The sequence below is a fragment of the Phenylobacterium sp. genome (assembly GCF_041920015.1).
Taxonomy (GTDB): domain Bacteria; phylum Pseudomonadota; class Alphaproteobacteria; order Caulobacterales; family Caulobacteraceae; genus Phenylobacterium.
In genome coordinates, this window is record NZ_JAYRST010000008.1 from 43,554 (window position 1) to 62,453 (window position 18,900).

General features: G+C 68.2%; 19 protein-coding genes and 1 tRNA gene. 7 read left to right on the top strand and 13 right to left on the bottom strand.

The window, feature by feature from the left end:
• Positions 1-39 precede the first annotated feature (39 nt).
• On the bottom strand, positions 40-987 hold the full coding sequence (locus ACE3TL_RS03290; RefSeq protein WP_374577281.1) for a CsgG/HfaB family protein: 948 nt from the start codon (positions 985-987) through the stop codon (positions 40-42).
• Positions 988-1,241: 254 nt separating this feature from the next.
• On the opposite strand from ACE3TL_RS03290, the gene xth reads away from it, so the two are divergent.
• Both xth and ACE3TL_RS03300 read left to right on the top strand, forming a co-directional pair.
• Positions 1,242-2,021, top strand: coding sequence for an exodeoxyribonuclease III (xth, locus tag ACE3TL_RS03295; RefSeq protein ID WP_374577282.1), 780 nt, complete (start codon positions 1,242-1,244; stop codon positions 2,019-2,021).
• A gap of 73 nt (positions 2,022-2,094) precedes the next feature.
• Positions 2,095-2,688 carry a DUF4126 domain-containing protein gene (locus tag ACE3TL_RS03300; protein ID WP_374577283.1) on the top strand — a complete coding sequence of 198 codons (594 nt, stop codon included), beginning with the start codon at positions 2,095-2,097 and terminating at the stop codon, positions 2,686-2,688.
• On the opposite strand, the gene ACE3TL_RS03305 is transcribed toward ACE3TL_RS03300, so the two are convergent.
• Positions 2,685-3,077, bottom strand: coding sequence for a YidB family protein (locus ACE3TL_RS03305; protein ID WP_374577284.1), 393 nt, complete (start codon positions 3,075-3,077; stop codon positions 2,685-2,687). The two genes, ACE3TL_RS03300 and ACE3TL_RS03305, sit on opposite strands and share 4 nt — an antisense overlap.
• 132 nt (positions 3,078-3,209) lie before the next feature.
• Here ACE3TL_RS03305 and ACE3TL_RS03310 point away from each other — a divergent pair, with 132 nt between their 5' ends.
• Entirely contained in the window at positions 3,210-3,848 is a 639-nt protein-coding gene (locus ACE3TL_RS03310; RefSeq protein WP_374577285.1) for a hypothetical protein, read from the top strand.
• A 3-nt stretch (positions 3,849-3,851) separates the two neighbouring features.
• Here ACE3TL_RS03310 and ACE3TL_RS03315 read toward each other — a convergent pair whose 3' ends face one another.
• The 3 genes from ACE3TL_RS03315 to ACE3TL_RS03325 all read right to left on the bottom strand — a co-directional run bounded on the left by ACE3TL_RS03315 (position 3,852) and on the right by ACE3TL_RS03325 (position 6,086).
• Complete coding sequence (locus tag ACE3TL_RS03315) at positions 3,852-4,535, bottom strand: aspartate/glutamate racemase family protein (protein WP_374577286.1); 684 nt, start codon at positions 4,533-4,535, stop codon at positions 3,852-3,854.
• Positions 4,536-4,542: 7 nt separating this feature from the next.
• Entirely contained in the window at positions 4,543-5,022 is a 480-nt protein-coding gene (locus ACE3TL_RS03320; RefSeq protein WP_374577288.1) for a glutathione peroxidase, read from the bottom strand.
• A 137-nt stretch (positions 5,023-5,159) separates the two neighbouring features.
• Complete coding sequence (locus ACE3TL_RS03325; protein ID WP_374577290.1) at positions 5,160-6,086, bottom strand: Gfo/Idh/MocA family protein; 927 nt, start codon at positions 6,084-6,086, stop codon at positions 5,160-5,162.
• Between the two features lie 150 nt (positions 6,087-6,236).
• On the opposite strand from ACE3TL_RS03325, the gene ACE3TL_RS03330 reads away from it, so the two are divergent.
• Positions 6,237-7,136: a cobalamin biosynthesis protein CbiG gene (locus ACE3TL_RS03330; RefSeq protein ID WP_374577291.1), complete on the top strand. Its 900-nt coding sequence runs from the start codon at positions 6,237-6,239 to the stop codon at positions 7,134-7,136.
• Here ACE3TL_RS03330 and ACE3TL_RS03335 read toward each other — a convergent pair.
• The 7 genes from ACE3TL_RS03335 to glmU form a co-directional block, all read right to left on the bottom strand.
• Positions 7,133-7,534, bottom strand: a complete 402-nt coding sequence (locus ACE3TL_RS03335) for a VanZ family protein (RefSeq protein ID WP_374577292.1) — start codon at positions 7,532-7,534, stop codon at positions 7,133-7,135. The two genes, ACE3TL_RS03330 and ACE3TL_RS03335, sit on opposite strands and share 4 nt — an antisense overlap.
• Positions 7,535-7,593: 59 nt before the next feature.
• Positions 7,594-8,970, bottom strand: coding sequence for an MATE family efflux transporter (locus tag ACE3TL_RS03340; protein WP_374577294.1), 1,377 nt, complete (start codon positions 8,968-8,970; stop codon positions 7,594-7,596).
• 66 nt (positions 8,971-9,036) lie between these two features.
• Positions 9,037-10,416, bottom strand: a complete 1,380-nt coding sequence (locus ACE3TL_RS03345; protein ID WP_374577295.1) for a class II 3-deoxy-7-phosphoheptulonate synthase — start codon at positions 10,414-10,416, stop codon at positions 9,037-9,039.
• A gap of 95 nt (positions 10,417-10,511) precedes the next feature.
• Entirely contained in the window at positions 10,512-11,702 is a 1,191-nt protein-coding gene (locus ACE3TL_RS03350) for an O-antigen ligase family protein (RefSeq protein ID WP_374577297.1), read from the bottom strand.
• Positions 11,699-13,075: a glutathione-disulfide reductase gene (gene gor, locus ACE3TL_RS03355; protein WP_374577299.1), complete on the bottom strand. Its 1,377-nt coding sequence runs from the start codon at positions 13,073-13,075 to the stop codon at positions 11,699-11,701. Before gor ends, ACE3TL_RS03350 begins: the two co-directional genes overlap by 4 nt.
• An 11-nt stretch (positions 13,076-13,086) precedes the next feature.
• On the bottom strand, positions 13,087-13,776 hold the full coding sequence (gene rpiA / locus ACE3TL_RS03360; protein ID WP_374577300.1) for a ribose-5-phosphate isomerase RpiA: 690 nt from the start codon (positions 13,774-13,776) through the stop codon (positions 13,087-13,089).
• Positions 13,777-13,813: 37 nt separating this feature from the next.
• Positions 13,814-15,163 (bottom strand): bifunctional UDP-N-acetylglucosamine diphosphorylase/glucosamine-1-phosphate N-acetyltransferase GlmU, encoded by a 1,350-nt coding sequence (glmU, locus tag ACE3TL_RS03365; RefSeq protein WP_374577302.1) that lies wholly within the window; start codon positions 15,161-15,163, stop codon positions 13,814-13,816.
• Between the two features lie 85 nt (positions 15,164-15,248).
• On the opposite strand from glmU, the gene gph reads away from it, so the two are divergent.
• Together gph and ACE3TL_RS03375 are read left to right on the top strand one after the other, a co-directional pair.
• Entirely contained in the window at positions 15,249-15,962 is a 714-nt protein-coding gene (gene gph / locus ACE3TL_RS03370) for a phosphoglycolate phosphatase (protein ID WP_374577304.1), read from the top strand.
• A gap of 19 nt (positions 15,963-15,981) precedes the next feature.
• Positions 15,982-16,056, top strand: a tRNA-Val gene (locus ACE3TL_RS03375).
• An 803-nt stretch (positions 16,057-16,859) separates the two neighbouring features.
• Here the strand turns inward: ACE3TL_RS03375 and ACE3TL_RS03380 are convergent.
• Positions 16,860-17,417 carry a hypothetical protein gene (locus tag ACE3TL_RS03380; RefSeq protein ID WP_374577305.1) on the bottom strand — a complete coding sequence of 186 codons (558 nt, stop codon included), beginning with the start codon at positions 17,415-17,417 and terminating at the stop codon, positions 16,860-16,862.
• Positions 17,418-18,283: 866 nt separating this feature from the next.
• On the opposite strand from ACE3TL_RS03380, the gene ACE3TL_RS03385 reads away from it, so the two are divergent.
• A complete protein-coding gene (locus ACE3TL_RS03385) occupies positions 18,284-18,709 on the top strand; it encodes a hypothetical protein (RefSeq protein ID WP_374577307.1) in 426 nt (141 codons plus the stop codon).
• Positions 18,710-18,900 lie beyond the last annotated feature (191 nt).

Below are 18,900 nucleotides of genomic sequence, written 5' to 3' on the forward strand. Positions count from 1 at the left end.
AATCGAAAGGGCGGGAGCCTCGGCCCCCGCCCCTCACGTTTAGCGGCTCGGTTCGAGCTTGGTGTTCAGCACCCAGCCGACGTTGTCGTTCTCGTCGGCCACTTCCCACCACATGTCCTGCTTGGCGCCCGTCGGATAGACGATGGAGCCCGGCGGCAGCGAGCGCACCAGGGCGGCCTTGGCGTCCGGCCCGCGGCGCATGTTCACCGGCGCGGTGGCGGTGAAGGTCTTGGTGGGGGAGTTCTGAGCCGCGGCCGGCGAATCGGAGACGAGGCCGAGTTCGCCCACCATCTTGGCGTAGGCCTGGATGAAAGCCAGCGAGACGATACGGCCGATGTCGGTGTCTTCGTAGCCGCCGCCGACCGCGCCGCCGAAGCCGGTCGAGCCGAAGCCGCCGCCGCCGGCGCTCCAGCCGACGTCGTTCTTCACGGCGTAACCCTCGGTCACGGCCAGGGTCTCGGTCGTGCGGACATTGGTCAGCGACAGGACGGTGTTGGCTTCGAGCTTGCGGGTCTTGATACCTCCGACCAGGGCGCCGGCGGTGCCGCCGATCAGGCCCCCGGCGATGCCCGCCAGGGCCGAACCGCCGGCGTTGCTGTTGGAGCCCTGCACCTCGGCCACCAGCACGTAGTCGGCGGCCTTCACCTGGCCCTGCCCCACGTTGGAGCCGCGTTGCAGGCCAAGGCCCGAGCCGATGTCGCGCTCGGTCACGGCGGCGTTCAGGCCGGCGCCGCGGTCGACGAGGTTGAAGCAGCCCGACTTCTGGACGATCGAACGCAGCAGCTTGGCCGGCGGCGCCAGGTTGTACTGGTTCCAACCGCGCGGATCGTCGCCGTTGGTGATCGAAAGCGTGCCGAGCTTGCGTCCGCAGTGCGGGATCTGGGCCGCTGCGGCCTCTTGCATCTTCTGGCCGTTGGACGGCTTGGCCGCGCGGCCTTGAGCCGCTGCGCCGACCGGGGCCGCCGTCATGATAGCCGCGCCAAACATGGCAAGTTTTGCGATACGCGACATGAATACCCCCACGTAATGACAATAGGTCGCAGTTAGCTAGACTATCCTGGCGACCAGGTCACGCCCCAACGGGGGACTTGAGGCGTCGATATTCTGAAACTAGAGCGAAATTCGATTCAAGGGAATCGGTTTCCGCCCTCGCCTCATTGAATTCAGAGCATTTTCCGCGCCAGACCGGTAGCTGCCCGCGGAAAATGCTCTAGCCTCGCCCGCCGAAGCTGGAGCCCTCGATGCGTATCGCCACCTGGAACGTCAATTCCGTCAACGCCCGCCTGGAAACCGTCCTGCGCTGGTTCGGGGAGACATCTCCCGACGTCGCCTGCCTGCAGGAGATCAAGTGCGTGGACGAGAAGTTCCCGGCCGAGGCGTTCGAGCGGCTGGGCTACAACGTCGCGGTGCATGGGCAGAAGTCCTACAACGGCGTGGCCCTGCTCTCGAAGACGCCGCTGGAAGACGTGCGGCGCGGCTTGCCGGGCGACGAAACCGACGAACAAGCCCGCTATATCGAGGCGGTGGTCGGCGGGGAGCGCCCGGTTCGGGTGGCGTCGATCTACCTGCCCAACGGCAATCCGGTCGAGACCGAGAAGTTCGGCTACAAGCTGGCCTGGATGGAGCGCCTCAAGGTCCATGCACGCGGCCTGCTGACCTATGAGGAACCGCTGGCCCTGATGGGCGACTACAACGTGATTCCCGAGGCGCGCGACGCCGCCCGCCCCCAGGACTGGGTGGGCGACGCGCTCTTCCAGCCGCAGAGCCGCGAGGCGTTCCGGGCGCTGCAATGGCTGGGCTTCACCGAGGCGTTCATGGCCATAGACGGCCACGAGGGCGCCTACACCTTCTGGGACTATCAGGCCGGCGCCTGGCAGAAGAACAACGGCATCCGCATCGACCACGCCCTGCTCTCGCCCCAGGCCGCCGATCTGCTACGCGCCTGCGTGATCCACAAGGACGTGCGCGCCTGGGAAAAGCCCTCCGACCACGTGCCGGTGATGGTCGAACTCGATCTCTAACCCTTCTCTGACCCTTCTCGGGCCGGCCATTGAGCGTTAGCCTTGGCCACGGGAGCTGGCGGGAGGATGCCGCATGGGCGCAGTCGAACTGGTCGGAGTTGCGGCGAGCCTGAGCTTCCTGGCGGGGTGGCGGCTCTACGCCTGCATCGCCGCGGCGGGCTTGGCCATGCGCTACGGCCTTCTCGACCTGCCGCAGAAGATTCAGGCGCTGGACGCCCTGGCCAATCCCTGGGTGATCGGGATCGCCGCCCTGGGCGCGATCGCCGAACTGCTGGCCGACAAGGTGATGTGGCTCGACAGCCTCTGGGACGGGGCCCACACCCTGATCCGCCCCATCGGCGGAGCCCTGCTGGCGCTGGCGGTCGTGGACGCCCAGGACCCGGCCTGGCAGGTCGCAGCCTTCCTGCTCGGCGGCGGCGCAGCCCTGCTGAGCCACAGCGCCAAGGCCGGCGCGCGAGCGGCGGTCAACACCAGTCCCGAGCCGGTCAGCAACATCGCCGTCAGCGGCTTCGAGGACGTGGCCACCGCAGGCGGCCTTTGGCTTGTGCTCAGCCAACCGCACATCGCCATCGCGGTCGCGGCGATCCTGGCGCTGGGGGCGGTCGGCGTGATCTTCCTCAGTTGGCGCATCCTGAAGAGGATGCGCCGCTGGTGGAGCGAGCTTTAGCCCCGCAGCCTTCCGAGCAGGCCGCCGAGCCCGCCAAGAGCGCCGCCGAGCGCTCCGCCCTGGGCATGGCCGTCCGGCGTGAGCTGATCGATCACCTGCGGGAGGATCTGCGCCAAGGTTCCAGCCGCCTGCTTGGGATCGACGCCCAGCTTGGCCGCGAAATCGGCGATCATGCCCGAGGACAATACGGTCTCGATCTGCTCGGCGCTGATCGGCAGGTTCTCGCCCTTTCCGACCCAGGATGCCGCCACACCGCCCAGGCCGCTCTTTTCGAAGGCGCCGATCAGGCCGCCGAGGCCTCCTTCCTGCGCGCCCAGAAGTTCGCCCAGCGCGCCGGCCGCGCCGCCTCCGCCGCCCGCAGCGCCCAGAATGCTGTCCAGCAGACCCATCTCGTACTCCTAACCCGTCTTGAGGGCTTGCGCCCGGTTGAGCGCCCCCGCTCGCATAAACACTAGGCGCGCGGCGGCTCGCCCGTCCATGGGCGACTTCTCGCCCCGGCCGAACAGCGTTAGCGTCGCGCCATGAACGAATGGCCGAGGCTCCTGCTGATGCTCGCCCTGGCGGGGCTGGCCGTCACGCTCCTGGGCAGCCTGGCGGCGTGGCTGCTCAACGAGGAGCGCCGCGTGCGTCGCAACCTGAAGCGCGTGCTGAGGGGACCGCCGGAGGCGATGATCCTGGCCCGCGGCCGCGGGCGCGCCGCCGGCTTCAACTTTTCCACCGGCCTGGCCGCCGTCGCGTGGGACGCCGGCGGCTGGATGCTGGTCTACCGCCTGGACGAACTGATGGGCGCCGAACTGATCGTCGACGGCCAGGTGCTGGCGAGGGCCTATCGCGGAGAGCCGCGCCGGGCGCTCGACCAGACCGTAGAGCATGCCGCGCGGGTGACGCTGCGGCTGATCTTCGATGATCCGCACTATCCCGACTTCGACCTCGACCTGTGGTTGGCTGGCGACGAGACGCGCCGCGGATCGACCCCTCCAGCCGAGGCGATGCAGGAAGCCAACCACTGGCTGGCCCGGTCCGAGGCGGTGCTGCGCCGGCCGGTAGCGCCCCGGGTGGACGACGCGCCGAGCCCTCTGCGCCCAGCGCCGCCGGCCCAGGATGACGATGACGAGGATGAACCGCCGTTCCACCTGGACGACGACGAGCGGCTGGTCTGAACCTCAGCCCAGGGCGAAGTCCACGCCGGCTGCGGCATGGACGAGCGCGGTGTCGATCACCGGCGCGGATACGTCATCGGGCGCAAGCAGCAACCCAATCTCGGTGCAACCGAAGATGACGCTGTCGGCGTCGCCCGCGCGGGCGATCATCGCCAGCACCTCGGCCTTCGACGCGGTCGAGACGACGCCCTGGCAGAGCTCGTCATAGATGATGGCGTGCAGACGCTCGCGGTCGGCCTCGCCGGGGATCGACGCCTCGACGCCGCTGGCCCCCAACCGCTCGCGATAGAACGGCTTTTCCATCGTAAAACGCGTGGCCAGCAGCAGCGGGCGCGAGCAACCGGCGGCTTTCACCGCATCGGCCGTCGCATCGCAGATGTGCAGCAGGGGAACGCCGATCGCCGCCTGCACCTGGTCGGCGACGAGGTGCATGGTGTTGGCGCCGATCATGATCGCCTCGGCGCCGGCGCGTTCCAGCCGCTGGGCGGCCTGGGCCAACACCTCCCCTGCCCGGTTCCAGTCTCCATCGGCCTGCATTTGCGCGATGGGCGCGAAGTCTACCGACCACATCAGGAGTTGGATGGAATGCAGGCCGCCCAGGCGCTCGCGCACCAGGCGGTTCATGGCCTGATAGTAATAGGTGGTGCTCTCGGCGCTCATGCCGCCGAGCAGTCCGACGGTGCGCACGCTGCGTCTACAGCGCCGCCTTGATCGCGCCGACCACCTCGTCGGCCAAGGGTTCCGTGCGCGATCCGAACGCGCCGATAAGCTTGCCGTCCCGACCCACCAGCAACTTGTGGAAGTTCCAGGCCGGCTCGGCCGGTTCGCCCAGGACCTCCTTGGCCCACTTGTAGAACGGATGGGCGCTCTCGCCCTTCACGTCGGTCTTGCCGGTCAGGGGGAAATCGACGGCGAAGCGGGTTTCGCAGAAGCTCTTGATCTCGCTTTCGGTGCCCGGCTCCTGGCCCGCGAACTGGTTGCAGGGCACGCCCAGGACGACGAGGCCCTGATCGCGATAGTCCGAATAGAGCTTCTCGAGCCCGTCGTACTGCGGGGTCAGGCCGCATCGCGAGGCGGTGTTGACCACCAGCACGACCTTGTCGCGGAAGGTTTCGAGCGGCAGGTGGCCGCCGTCGATGGTGAGGAACTCGAAATCGTAGGCGAACTTGGTCATGGCCGTGCTCCCGCTGGAAGGCCCAGCCTAGAGCATTTTCCGCCGAAGTGGATACCGGTTCGGCGCAGAAAATGCTCTAAATTCAAAGAGTCTTGAGCAAAATCCGATCCAGTCGGATCGGATTTTGCTCTGGTGCCCTAACTGCGATCCTCCAGCGCCCGTTCCACGCCCAAAGCCAGATCGAGCGCGCGTGTGGCCTCGCGGGCGGTCACGATCGGGCGAGGCGCTTGGCCGCGCACGGCCGCCAGGAAGCCGGCGACGCTGGTGGCCAGGGTGTCCTGCACCGCCGGGGTATCGGCATAGTCGGCGTTGAGCGGGAAACCGGTGGTGTTGCGGAAGGCGCGGCTGATGAAGTCGATCTCCACCTCGCCGGACGGATAGACCAGCTTCATGCTGCGCTTGCGCTCGGGCGCCATGCGAGAGGAATCGAAGATGGCGGTGAAGCCGTCGTCGAAAGTGACCTCGGCGCGGGCCTGGTCCCAACCACCGGAGAAATCGACCGTTCCTTCCGCCTCGACGGCCAGCGGCTCGGCGGTAGAGAGCGACAGGGCGAGGTCCAGGTCGTGGATCATCAGGTCGAGCACGACCGAGACGTCGAGGCTCCGCTCGGACGGCGTGCCATGGCGCACCGATTCCAGGCGCAGCGGCTGCTCGGGAATGTCGAACAGGCCCATGGCCTGGAACACCACCCGCTCCTGGTGACCGCAGGCGACGACTAGGTTCCGCCGGGCGGCCTCGGCCATGATCGCCTCGGCGTCGGCCAGGCTGATGGCGATGGGCTTTTCGACATAGACCGGCTTGCCCGCCTTCAGGGCCGCCAGGGCGCCTTCGACATGGACGCTGGCCGGCGAGGCCACGGTGACCACATCCACCGTCTGAAGAAACTCGTCCAGTCGGTGAAAGGCGCGCCCGCCGAGCGGCACGGCCAGGGCCGCGGCGCGGTCGGGATGATGGGTGTCCAGCACCGCCGACAGCACCACATCCGGCGCTGCGGCGTATTTTCGAGCATGGTGGCCGCCGAAAACGCCGGCGCCGATCACGCCAGCTCGCAGGATTTCGCCCATGACTCAGCTCCCGACCAGTTCACCGCGCGCCTAACACGGAACCGGAGGGGCGCGCCACCTGGGCGCCTGGAGGCGCGATCGACGTAACCTCCCGTTGGCCCGGCGGGGGCGAGCCGCTAAAAGCCTGGGGTCAGTCTTGCGGAGTCTTCTGTGTCCCGTCTCTTCAGCGCCTATGTGATCGTCGACTGGAGCGCCGCGGCCAAGCCGGCGACCGGGCCGGACTCCGTCTGGATCGGCGTGATGAAGCGCGACCTGCGCTTCCGCCTGACCTTCGAGGCCTTCAACCCGCCGACCCGCGCCGAGGCCGAGAAGAAGCTCGGCGAGATTCTCGACGACTTCAGGAAGCGCGGCGAGCGCGCCCTGGTCGGTTTCGACTTCCCGCTCGGCTTCCCGCGCGGCCTGGCCAAGGCGCTGAACCTGCCCGGCGATCAGCCCTGGCGCGCGGTCTGGGACCAGCTCGACAAGATGGTCAAGGACAAGGCCGACAACACCAACAACCGCTTCGGCGTCGGGTCGGAGATCAACCGCCGGCTGACCGGCGGCCCCTTCCCGTTCTGGGGTTGCCCGCCGAAGGACGCCCTGACCACGCTGCAGCCGAAGCGCCCCCGCGCGCATGGGCCTGACGACCTGCCGGAGTTCCGACATACGGACCTGGCGGCCAAGGGCGCGGCCTCGATCTGGAAGCTCTATTACAATGGCTCGGTCGGCGGCCAGGCGATCCTGGGCGTCCCGGCGGTGCGGCGGCTGAAGCTGGCGCGCGGCGAGGCGGTAAAGGTCTGGCCGTTCGAGGGCGGCTTCAAGGCCCTGACCGAGGCCGACCTCGCCGGCGTCGAGGTGGTGGTGGCCGAGGTCTATCCCTCGCTCTACAAGGCCCAGCCTCAGCCGGGCGAGATCAAGGACCAGGCCCAGGTGCGCGTCACCGCCGAGCATTTCGCGCGGTTGGACGAGACCGGCAAGCTGGGCGCGATCTTCGCCGCGACCAACTCGGCCGCCGACACGGTGATCGACGCCGAGACCGAGGAAGGCTGGATCCTGGGGGTCGAAGCCTAGACCGCCGTCTTCACGGCGTCGCTGGCGCGGCGGCGGCGCTCGATCCCCGGCGGGCTGCGCAACGATTGCAGCCACATCGGAGCCCAGACCGCGAAGGCGCCGGCCGCGTCCGCGGCCAGGTCGCCGAAGCTCACGCCGCGATGGGTGAACATCTGAGCGATCTCCATCGCCCCGCCCATCAGCACCGCGGCCAGGGCGATCTCAAGCCGCCGGTTCTTGGGGAACGCGGCCATCATCAGCGCGGTCAGCCCGTAGAAGGCGATGAAGTGCGCGGCCTTGTCGGCCGGGACGAAGGCCTTTTCGACGCCCTGCAGCGAGGGTGTGATCATGCCTATGGCGCACACGGCGGCGGCCAGGACAAGCAGGATGCGCGCAAGGATCTTGGTCTGAACGGCCATGGCGCGGACCCTCGCAGATCAGCGTGAATCCGGGGTTCACCGCGCGAAAAATAGTTCGGCTACAACCGGCGGCGCGCCAGCAGGGCGAAGCGCGCGCCCAGGAGACCGGCCGACAGGAACGAGGCGACGATCACCGCCCAGACGATGCCGTTGAGGCCGATCTTCAGGTGGACCGCCAGGAACCAGGCCAGCGGCATCATCACCAGCACATAGCTGGTCATATGGGTGAAGGTCGGCAGCCAGACGTCTCCCCGCGCCCGCAGCGCCTGGGCGATCACCACCTGCAGCGCGTCGACCAGGAAGAACAGGCAGGAGAGGACGAGCGCCGCCGAGGCCATGGCGATGACCTGCGGATCGGAGGTGTAGGCCTGGCTGATCAAGCCGGCGCTGGGCCAGATCACCACCGAGATGACCAGGCCGAAGGCGGCGGTGACCCCGAACCCGATCAACCCCGCCCGCGTCACGCCGCGGCCATCGCGCGCGCCATAGGCGCGGCCGACCATGACGGCGGTCCCGGTCGAAAGGCCGAGCGGCACCATGAAGATGATCGCCGCCACGTTCAGCACCACCGCCCAGGCGGCGACCGACAATCCGCCCATCCAGCCGGCGAAGACGTTCATCGAGGCGAAGGCCGCCACCTCGAAGAAGTTGGAGGCGCCCGCGCCATAGCCGATACGGCGCTGCTCCACTTCCGAAGGCCGGTCGCGCTCGGGCTTGTCGAACACGCCGAGCGTGCGGGCCTCGGGCAGGCGCCAGATGTAGACGAGGAAGGCCAGCGCCAGGAAGGTGCGCGCGCCCGTCGTCGCCCAGGCCCCGCCGACCGCGCCCAGCGCCGGCAGGCCGAAGGTTCCCGGCACGAGGAGCAGCAGGAGCGCCAGATTGACGCCATTGGCCACCCACATCATCACCGCCCCGGGCTTGGGCTTGCCCAACCCCTCCAGCCAGAAGCTGGCGGCGACGCTGAACGCATAGCCGGGCAGCGAAAGGGCGAAGATCAGCATGGCCTTGGCCGCGCCGTCGGCGAGGTCCTGCTCCAGCCTCAGCAGATGCAGGAAGCCCGGCCCGCCCGCCAGGGTGACCGCGGTCGAGACAGCGCCGATCCAGAAGGCGTAGATCAGGCCGCGGCGCAGCACCGCGCCGGTCATCTCACGCCGCCCCTCCCCGATCCGCCGGGCGGTCATCACCTGGACCCCGGTCAGCAGGCCCACGCACATGGTCACCACCACGCTGGTCGGCGCCCAGGCCAGGGCGTGATAGCCGAGCTGGGTCGCCGAGAACCGGCCCACCACGATGGCGTCGGACAGGCCCATGACCATGATGCCCAGGCGCGACAGGACGACGGGCCAGGAGAGCCGCCAAAGCTCGCCGGCCTCCTTGCGCACAACGTCGATTTCGCGCCCTTCGGAAGGAAGGGCCGCCTGGGCCGGATCGGCCATGGTCCCACCGATTTTCAAAGAACTGCGAAGCCTGACGGTGCGCCAGGCCCTAAACCTGCAAGGGCTTTAGACCGCCGCGCGCAGGGCCGCTTCCAGCCGCTCTTCCTTGAGCTTTTCGGCCACCAGGAAGGCCAGTTCCAGCGCCTGCTCGCCATTGAGGCGCGGGTCGCAGTGGGTGTGGTAGCGGTCGGCCAAATCGCCCTCGGTCAGGGCGCGCGCGCCGCCCAGGCATTCGGTGACGTTCTGGCCGGTCATCTCCAGGTGCACGCCGCCCGGATGGACGCCCTGGGATACGGCGATCTGCACGAAGCTGCGCACCTCCGAGAGGATGCGGTCGAACGGCCGGGTCTTGTAGCCATTGGCCGCGGTCAGGGTGTTGCCGTGCATCGGGTCGATGGCCCACACCACCGAACGGCCCGCCGCCTTGGTGGCCTGGAGCAGGCGCGGCAGGCGCTCGGCGATCTTGTCGTGGCCGAAGCGGCCATAGAGCGTGAGGCGTCCCGGCTCGTTCTTCGGGTTCAGGGCGTCGATGAGACGCAGCAGGTCATCCGGCTCCATGGTCGGGCCGCACTTCACGCCGACCGGGTTCTTCACCCCGCGGAAGAATTCGATGTGGGCGCCGTCGAGCTGGCGGGTGCGCTCGCCGATCCAGATCAGGTGGGCGGAGGTGTCGTACCAGTCGCCCGAGGTGGAATCGACGCGGGTGAGCGCCTCCTCGTAACCCAGCAGCAGGGCCTCGTGGCTGGTGAAGAACTCGACGCGGTGCAGGTCCGGCTGGCTCTCGGGTGTGACGCCGATGGCGGCCATGAAGGTCAGGGCTTCGCTGATCTTCTCCGACAGTTCGCGATACTTCGCGCCCTGGGGGCTGTCGGCGACGAAGCCGAGGGTCCAGCGATGGATGTTGTAGAGGTCGGCGTAGCCGCCGCCCGCGAAGGCGCGCAGCAGGTTGAGCGTCGCCGCCGACTGACCGTAGGCCTGCAGCAGGCGCTGGGGATCGGGCGTGCGCGAGCCGGGGTCGAACTCCATGCCGTTGATGATGTCGCCGCGGTAGGAAGGCAGCTCGACCCCGTCCACCGTCTCGACCGGCGAGGAGCGCGGCTTGGCGAACTGGCCGGCCATGCGCCCGACCTTCACCACCGGCTTGCCGCCGGCGAAGGTCAGCACCACCGCCATCTGCAGGATCAGGCGGAAGGTGTCGCGGATGTTGTCGGCGTGGAATTCCTTGAAGCTCTCGGCGCAGTCGCCGCCTTGCAGCAGGAAGGCGCGGCCCTCGGCCACCTCGCCCAGCAGGCTCTTCAAGCGGCGCGCCTCGCCGGCGAAGACCAGCGGCGGCATGCCGCGCAGCACCTGCTCGACCTTGGTCAGCTCCGCCAGGTCCGGATAGTCGGTCGGAACGTGCTTAGCGGTCTTGCTCCTCCAGGAAGCAGGGGTCCAGTGGTCGCTCATGGCTCTACAACTCCGCGCCCGGCTCGATCAGGCCGCTGGCTTCTAACCCCAGAACACCCGCGTAGTCGATGACATAGGCCGACTTTAGCTGCCGACTAGGGCCTTTCGGCCACGCCCGGACGCTGGAGCGCCAGGCAGGCGGTCGCGGCGAGCGCGCCGACCGCGAGCCACCATTCCTGCCAGACGCCGAAGGAGACCGCGCCCATCACCAGATAGGCGCTGGCCGCGGCGACCGCGGCGGCCGCGCCGAGGTCCCGGCGAGCCCGTGCCTGGCGAGCCATGGCGACGGCGAAGAAGACCGCCGCGGCCATGGCGCCGATGAGGCCGAGCTCCAGCCAGACCTGCAGGGCGCCGTTGTGCGGATGCAAGGTGATGCCGGGACCGAACATCCGGCTCGCGTCCAGGCCCCAGCCGCGGAAGGGGTGGTCGCGGGTCCAGTCCACCGCATGACGCCAATAGCCCAGGCGCATCGACCAGGAGAGCTCGACCCTGGTCTCGACCTGCTGGAGCAGGCCGCTCTTCCAGCCTGCGGCCAGCACCCACGGCATGGCCAGGAAGTAGACGGCCGCGCAGGCGGCGAGCAGGCGGGGCGCCGCCTTCGGCCAGGCATAGGCCGCAGCCCCCGCCAGAAACCCGGCGACCAGGGCCAGGGTCGGCGCGTCGGCGGCCAGGCCCAGGGTGGCGGCGACCACGCCGGCGCCGATCAGCAGGCCCGGCCAGACCCCTGCTCCCGCTCGCCAGCCCGCCAGCGCCCCGGCCGGCGCCAGGACGGCCAGGACGAAGGAACCCTGCGCGACGTTCTTGATGGCCAGGTCGGGACGGATGGGATCGCCGATCGCCTGGCGCAGGCTGCGATAGATCAGGGCGCCGCTGGCGGCCTCGACCACCAGCAGCACGCCATAGGCGGCGAGCCCCCAGGCCAGGACCTTGAGCGCCAGGGCGCGCGAGGCCGGCGCCGCGGACGCCGCCGCCCGGAACATCGCCCAGTAGAGCACCGCCTCGGCCACCAGCTTGGCCGCGGTCGAGGCGCCGAGCTTGGCGGGCTGGTACGGGCTCCACACGACCGAGACCACGGCCCAGCAGACCATCACCAGGATCGCGATGGCCGCCGGCCGGTCGGCCTCGCCGATGCGCAGGTTCCAGATCGCGGCGAGGCCGCAGACCGCGGCCAGCGGCGCGAAACCGAGCGGTCCGAGCCAGGCGACCAGCGGCGTCAGCGAAAAGAGGAGGACGAGGACGCCCCCCAGCCAGACGGCGCCGCGTCCCGCCGCCGGCGTTTGGATCACGCCGCCGCGCCCTGCGGCACGTACTTGTCGCGCATGGTCACCAGTTCCTCGGCCAGGGTCGGGTGCACCGCGCAGGTCGCGTCCCACTGCGGCTTGGTCACGCCCATCTTCAGGGCGACGGCCGCCATCTGGATGATCTCCGGGGAGTCCGGTCCGACCACGTGGCAGCCCAGGATCTTTTGCGAGGCGGCGTCCACCACCAGCTTGATCAGGCACCGCTCGTCGCCTCCGTAGAACGTCGTCTTCATCGGACGGAACCGCGAGAGGTAGATGTCGACCTTGCCGTGAAGATGGCGGGCCTCGGCTTCGGAGAGGCCCACCGCGCCCACCGGCGGCTGGGAGAACACCGCCGAAGCGACCATGTCGTGATCGAAGGTGGTCGGATTGCCGTAGAATTCGGTCTGGGCGAAGGCCGCGCCCTCGCGAATGGCCACCGGGGTCAGGTTGATCCGGTCGGTGACGTCGCCCACGGCCCAGATATTGTCGACGCTGGTCTTCGAGAACTTGTCGACAGCGATAGCGCCGGCCTCATTGAGCCGCACGCCGGCCGCCTCCAGGCCCAGCCCGTCGACATAGGGCCGCCGGCCGGTGGCGAACATCACCAGATCGGTTTCGATGTCGCCGCCGCTAGTCATGCGGTTGAGATAGCCGGTGGCGGTCTTTTCGACGGCGGCGTGCTGGGCGCCCAGCACGATCTTCACGCCGCGCTTCTTCATCTCCTCGGCCACGTGGGTCCGCACGTCGTCGTCGAAACCGCGCAGGATGTTGGGGCCGCGATAGACCAGGGTCGTATCCACGCCGAGACCGGCGAAGATGCCCGCGAACTCCACGGCGATGTAGCCGCCGCCGGCGACCAACACCCGCTTGGGCAGTTCGGGCAGGTGGAAGGCCTCTTCGGAGGTGATGATGTGCTCGGCGCCGGGGAAGTCGTCCGGCTTCCAGGGGCGGCCGCCGGTGGCGATCAGGATCTTGTCGGCGGTGACCGTTCCCTTGCCCTCAAGCTCGACGGTGTGGGCGTCGGCCAGACGCGCCTTGGCGTGGACGATCTCGGCGCCAGCATTGCTGAGATTGGTGACGTAGATGCCCGAGAGGCGGGCGATCTCGCGGTCCTTGGCTTCCAGAAACCGCTTCCAGTCGAAGGTCGCCTGGCTGGCCGACCAGCCATAGCCCTCGGCCACGGCCGCCTGGTTGGAGAATTCCGAGGCGTAGACCATGAACTTCTTGGGCACGCAGCCGCGGATGACGCAGGTGCCGCCGACGCGATGCTCCTCGGCCAGGCCCACCTTGGCGCCGCTCAGCGCCGCCAGCCGCCCGGCGCGCACCCCGCCCGAACCGGCCCCGATGACGAAGAGGTCGTAGTCGTACTTGCCCAACTTGCTGCTCCTTAGGGCTCCAGGGCGACGACGCCGTCGGGCGTCCCCACCAGGGCCATATCCGCCAGGTCGAGGAAGAGGCCGTGATCGACCACGCCGGTGACGCTCTTCAGCGCCTCGGCGAGCTGGGCGGGGTCCTCGATACGCCCGCAAGCTGCGTCATAGATGAGGTTGCCGCCGTCGGTTTTCACCGGGGCGCCGTCCTTGATGCGCAGGCGAGGCGCGATCCCGAGATCGCACTCGGCCAGGGCGTCGCAGATGCGCAGGGCGGTGGTCTCGTGCCCGAAGGCGACCACCTCGATCGGCAAGGGGAATTTTCCGAGGGTCGCAACACGCTTTTCGGCGTCGGCGATGACGACGCAGCGTTTGGAGGCCTCCCAGACCAGTTTCTCGCGCAGCAGCGCCGCGCCGCCACCCTTGATCAGCGACAGAGCCGGACCGATCTCGTCGGCGCCGTCGACAGTCAGGTCGAGCGAGGTGATCGCGCCCAGTTCTCCCAGCCGGATCCCGAGGCTTTGGGCCAGTTCGGCGGTGGCCAACGAGGTCGGCACGCCGACGATATCCAGCCCCCGTGCGCCCAGCGCCTTCACGAACCAGGCCGCGGTCGAGCCCGTGCCCAGGCCCACGGTCATGCCGTTTTCGACAAGCGCGGCGGCCGCCTCGCCGGCGGCCCGCTTCTGATCGTCTGCGAGAGTGCTCATGGCGGTCACATAGGCCAAGCCGCGCCGCTGGGCGATGCTATTTCTCGCCCCTCCTGGCCAGCTTCAAGGCGCGGAACCTGGCCGCCCAGCCCGGCTTCTCGATCTGCTGGCTGCGCTCCAGGGCAAGCGCGTCGGGCGCGACGTCGCGGGTGATCACCGAGCCCGAGCCGGTATAGGCGCCCGCGCCGATGGTGACCGGCGCCACCAGCGCCGAGTTGGAGCCGACGAAGGCCCCCTCCCCCACATGGGTGTCGTATTTGTCGAAGCCGTCGTAGTTGCAGAAGATCGTGCCGGCGCCGAGATTGGCCCTGGCCCCGACCGTGCCGTCGCCGAGATAGCTCAGGTGATTGGCCTTGGCGCCCGGCCCCACCTTGACCTTCTTGACCTCGACGAAGTTGCCGATGTGCGCCTCCTCGCCGATCTCCGCACCCGGCCGCAGACGGGCGTAGGGGCCGACCAGGGCGCCGGCCTTCACATGCGCGCCCTCCAGATGGCTGAAGGCCCGGATCACCGCCTGGGCCTCGACCCGCACGCCGGGCGCAAAGACCACGAATGGCTCGATCGTCGCGGCGGTGGCGATCTCGGTGTCCCAACTGAAATGCACGGTGTCGGGCGCCGGCATCTGCACGCCTTGCGCCAGGAAGTGCGCGCGGCGGCGCTGCTGGAAGATCGCCTCGGCCTGGGAAAGCTGCAGGGCGGTGTCGGCGCCCATGACCGCGCTCTCGGGCGCGATTGAGGCCTTGACCAGCGCCTCCTCGGCCACGGCGATCTTGACGATGTCGGTCAGGTAGTACTCGCCCTTGGCGTTGTCGTTTCCCACCTGGGCGAGCCAGCCGAACATGCGCGCCCGGTCGGCGACCATCATGCCGGCGTTGCAGACCTTGACCGACAGCTCCTGCTCGGTGGCCTCGCGCGCCTCGACGATGCGCAGCACATGGCCGTCCGCCCCGCGCAACACCCGGCCGTAGAGCAGCGGGTCGGCGGGCTCGAAGGCCAGCATCGCCATGGCCGCGCCCTCGGCCCGCAGCTTGAACAGCGGCTCCAGGTCGTGCGGCTCCAGAAGCGGGCAGTCGCCGTTCAGCACCAGCACGTCGCCGTCGAAACCGGCCAGGGCCTCGCGCGCGGCCAGCACCGCATGGGCGGTGCCCAGCGGCGGGTCCTGTACGGCCACGGCGGCCGGCCCTAGCCGCGTCTCGACCAGGGCCCGCACGCCCGGACTGTGATCGCCGACCACCACCACGATCTGCTCGCAGCCGCTGGCCTGCACGGTGTCGATCACCCGGTCGAGGATCGCGCGGCCCCCGACCTTGTGCAGCACCTTGGGCGTCGGCGACTTCATGCGGGTGCCCTGGCCGGCGGCCATGATTACTGCGGCGCGTCTGGTCATCGGCGGTCCCCTTCGCGAGTCGGCGGTGTTGCAATCATCCGGCGTTTAGCCGAAACGGCGAACGGTTTCGACGGAGGCGACGCGCTTGACCGACCTGACCGCCCTGGCGGGCGCCACCATCGCCTTCGATCTCGACGGCACCCTGGTCGATTCCGCGCCCGACCTGATCGGTACGCTCAACGTGATCCTGCAGCAGGAGGGGATCGCCCCCCTGCCCGTCGAGGAGGCCCGCCCCTTCATCGGCCACGGCGCCCGGCGGCTGATCGAGCGGGGCTTCGCCGCCCAGGGCCATCCGGCGCCGGCCGAGCGCATGCCCGAACTCTTCGAGCGCTTCATCGCCCACTACAACGACCACAGCGCCGACCTGACGCGGCCCTTCCCCGGCACGATCGCGGCGTTGCAGACCATGAAGGACGCCGGCGCGCGGCTGGCGGTCTGCACCAACAAGCTCACAGGCCTGTCGACCCCGATCCTCGAGCGCCTGGACCTCGCCCGCTTCTTCGACGCGGTGGTCGGCGCGGACCTCGCCCCCGCCCCCAAGCCCGATGCGCGACACCTGATCTGCGCCGTCGAGGCGGCCGGCGGGCGGATCGAGCGGGCGGTGATGGTGGGCGACGCCTCGACCGACGCCGGGGCGGCCCGCGCGGCGAGAACCCCGCTGATCCTGGTCAGCTTCGGCTATACCGAGATCCCGGTGGCCGAGCTGGGCGCCGACATCCTGGTCGACCACTTCGACGAGATGCCAAATGCATGCGTCCAGCTTCTCAGCGCTTGCCCGGCGCAAAGCGAGCGGCTATAGGCGCAACCCTTCCTGCGGCGGATGCGTAGCTCAGCGGGAGAGCACCTCGTTCACACCGAGGGGGTCACAGGTTCAATCCCTGTCGCATCCACCATTCTTTTCAATACCTTATGGAACCGCCGCGGTTCCGCTCCCCAGATATTCCCCAGAAACCGAGCGTCCCACGACGCTGGCATTACGCGTTTCCGCGACCGCTTGGGCCGCGGCATCCGTGCTTTTGCGTCAGATTTTCGTCGAATCCTCTCGCGCCCGCCCTGCCGGACGAGCTAGCCCCCTCAAGGGATCAAGGCTCACGGCCGCCGACCACCAAGGGCAACTCCGCGCGAGCTCCTTCGAAGCTACGAGCTCAGGAGGCCAAATGGCGATTCGCACGACACTTAGGTACACATCCCGCCTCGAACGCGAGGTGGCGCACGGCGCCCACGAGGCCGGTCAACTTGGCCGCTCCTCGACGTCAGACGCCCTACCTTCATAGCCATGGCTTCAGGGCTCCCGCCGCCAGCTGCCAGGCCCTCCGGCCCCCGTGTTATTTTACGTCGTAAATCACTATATAGCTGGGTGAAGAACCAAATCGCCCTCCTCGAGCCCACTCCCTCGGCCGCTGCAGTCCCCGCTCTGGCCGCATACACCCAACCGGAGCGCCTGCCGTGAAGGGCGCCTTAGAGCGCGTTCGCGAGCGGCCTGAGCCTGCGGATTGGGAACTGGATGCTCCCATGCGGCTGGAGGAAGCTGTCGCGGTCTTTGGCCGCGTGCTGCCGATCAGCGTGGCGATGCTTCGCACCGAAATTCGCAAAGGACACCTGATCCCGGCCTATGTGGCCGGGAAGTTCTTCGTCACGCCAACCCAACTGAAGGACCTCTTCAAGCCATGTCCCGCCGCGCCAAGGGCCCCCGCCTCTACCTTCGGAAGGGTCGCGCCACCCGTAACGGCGGCCGACTGCCAACAGTGGCCGCCGGCCCGAGCGTGGAACTGCGCAATGCTTCGACCTGCGCGGCGATATCCCCCCTCGCAAGACCGACCAAGTAGGGTTCGACCCACGCAAGGTTGGCCAGATAGGCGCCACGAAGAACGCCCTGCTTGGTTAAGGAGCCGCCGCGCGCAAGCCGTTCGGCGGCGCCGATCGCCTCACGAAAATTACGTGCGCCAGAAGCGATCAACTGCAAGGCGGCGTGATCAAAGCTTACTCCCTCACCCACGCAGGCCCGCAACATGGCCTCATAGAGATCGGAGCTAGATGGACGTCCTAGCTCCAAGATCAGAAGCCGGTCCTGGATCTCCAGTGGAATCTGCGCGCGATGATCGGCGGTGAAGACGAAAATACGATCATTTGCAGCGGCTTCTAGGGGGCCCTTAAACAGCCGCCACCCGCGCAATTCATCGACATCTTCGAGGACCACAACAGCCCTTCCCGACACTCGCCAGCGGCTTGCAGACTCGCTGATCACACGACGCAAGGCCACCGCATGCTGGCCGCTCGGAAGTAGCTCGAAATACTCTCCCGGCGCCTCCCCGCGGGCCCAATCAAGGCAATTGGCGCACGTACCGCAGGGATTAGCGTCCTGCCGCGGCCCGACGCAAAGAAGCGCCCGCGCATAGAGTTGGGCCAAGGTCGACTTGCCAACACCTGTGGCCCCAACGAGGGCGACAGAGGTCGGCTCTCCCGTCACGAGCTGCTTGAGGACAGCCAGGGCGCCTTTCTGACCCAAAACATCTTCGAAGGCTCTCGGCCTATACTTTTGCGGCCACGGAGCCACCGACGATCCCCCCTCGACCTTCGCGCCAGGGCACACGTGCACAAAATCGGCGGAAATCACTATATACTAGGCGTCCGATGTTGGAGTGCGGGCGCGCTAGGAGTGCGCCATGCACCAACTCGAAGATATATTGTGGGCCACGTCCCTCGCCCCCCTGCAGCAGATTGTAGAGGCTACCGAATCAGCAGTCGGCGCCCAAGTTTTTTCGGGCGCCACCGACGCCACATTGAAACTGGATGGTCGCCAATTTGCGGACGCGGCCAACACGCTCCGTCTGCCCAAAGCGGGCGCACGGCGCCCGGTGGTGTTCGCGTTCAACAATGACGAGCTGCGCATCGTTGTGAAATGGGACGGCGCAACGTTCTGGAGCCGGGCTCCTGCTGCATTGATTGCGTCCGAGCCGATTGCATTCAACTTGCCATACGAGCACTTCGCCCATGCCGCTCGGCGCTGGATGAAGGCCGGTGACCTTGCATGCCTGCGCTACTCAAGCGCAGACCGCTTGCTCGAGTTCACTGATCACACTCACAAACCCCGGCCTTCCAGCGAGCACTTCTTTTGCGTGAGTGCAGAGGAAGCTAAACCTGACTGGAACGATATCTGGGCTGACCTATGGCGATTTCAGCAAGCATTTCCCCATTCAACAGGTGCTGATCCGCGACGAGGGGGATACAGTCAGCTTGGTTTGCTGCGGCGACGGACAGCAACTCATCGTCAAGCAGCCGCGCCGCGAGTTGGGTTCACAGCTGCTGCGTCAACGCAAGCATCAGTTGGCGGCGTGCCTACACAATCAACATCAAGGCAGCACCGAATTTCCCCAGTTCAATCTCCGCGACTTCACACGCCTCGTGGAGGCCATGCCCGCTTCGGACATTTGCCTTCAGACGCTGAAAACTGCGTCTGGCGAGGTCTGGGGGCTCAAGCTCGAGCAGACCAACGACAAAATTGACCTGAACGCCTGGCTCGCACGGATACACAAGCCCAAGCCTTAGGTTGCGTGGATTGCGCGGAGGGTCAAAACGCTATGCCCCTCCGCGCGATTACAGCGGCGTCAACTATAGCGAAGGCTAGCGACACGCTATTATTTCTGGGGGGGGGGGGGGGGGGGGGGGGGGGGGGGGGGGGGGGGGGGGGGGGGGGGGGGGGGGGGGGGGGGGGGGGGGGGGGGGGGGGGGGGGGGGGG

Excerpts from the sequence above, each read along its gene's own strand:
- ACE3TL_RS03290 (WP_374577281.1), bottom strand. The coding sequence starts at position 987 with ATGTTTGGCGCGGCTATCATGACGGCGGCCCCGGTCGGCGCAGCGGCT.
- xth (WP_374577282.1), top strand. The coding sequence starts at position 1,242 with ATGCGTATCGCCACCTGGAACGTCAATTCCGTCAACGCCCGCCTGGAA.
- ACE3TL_RS03300 (WP_374577283.1), top strand. The coding sequence starts at position 2,095 with ATGGGCGCAGTCGAACTGGTCGGAGTTGCGGCGAGCCTGAGCTTCCTG.
- ACE3TL_RS03305 (WP_374577284.1), bottom strand. The coding sequence starts at position 3,077 with ATGGGTCTGCTGGACAGCATTCTGGGCGCTGCGGGCGGCGGAGGCGGC.
- ACE3TL_RS03310 (WP_374577285.1), top strand. The coding sequence starts at position 3,210 with ATGAACGAATGGCCGAGGCTCCTGCTGATGCTCGCCCTGGCGGGGCTG.
- ACE3TL_RS03320 (WP_374577288.1), bottom strand. The coding sequence starts at position 5,022 with ATGACCAAGTTCGCCTACGATTTCGAGTTCCTCACCATCGACGGCGGC.
- ACE3TL_RS03325 (WP_374577290.1), bottom strand. The coding sequence starts at position 6,086 with ATGGGCGAAATCCTGCGAGCTGGCGTGATCGGCGCCGGCGTTTTCGGC.
- ACE3TL_RS03335 (WP_374577292.1), bottom strand. The coding sequence starts at position 7,534 with ATGGCCGTTCAGACCAAGATCCTTGCGCGCATCCTGCTTGTCCTGGCC.
- ACE3TL_RS03340 (WP_374577294.1), bottom strand. The coding sequence starts at position 8,970 with ATGGCCGATCCGGCCCAGGCGGCCCTTCCTTCCGAAGGGCGCGAAATC.
- ACE3TL_RS03345 (WP_374577295.1), bottom strand. The coding sequence starts at position 10,416 with ATGAGCGACCACTGGACCCCTGCTTCCTGGAGGAGCAAGACCGCTAAG.
- rpiA (WP_374577300.1), bottom strand. The coding sequence starts at position 13,776 with ATGAGCACTCTCGCAGACGATCAGAAGCGGGCCGCCGGCGAGGCGGCC.
- glmU (WP_374577302.1), bottom strand. The coding sequence starts at position 15,163 with ATGACCAGACGCGCCGCAGTAATCATGGCCGCCGGCCAGGGCACCCGC.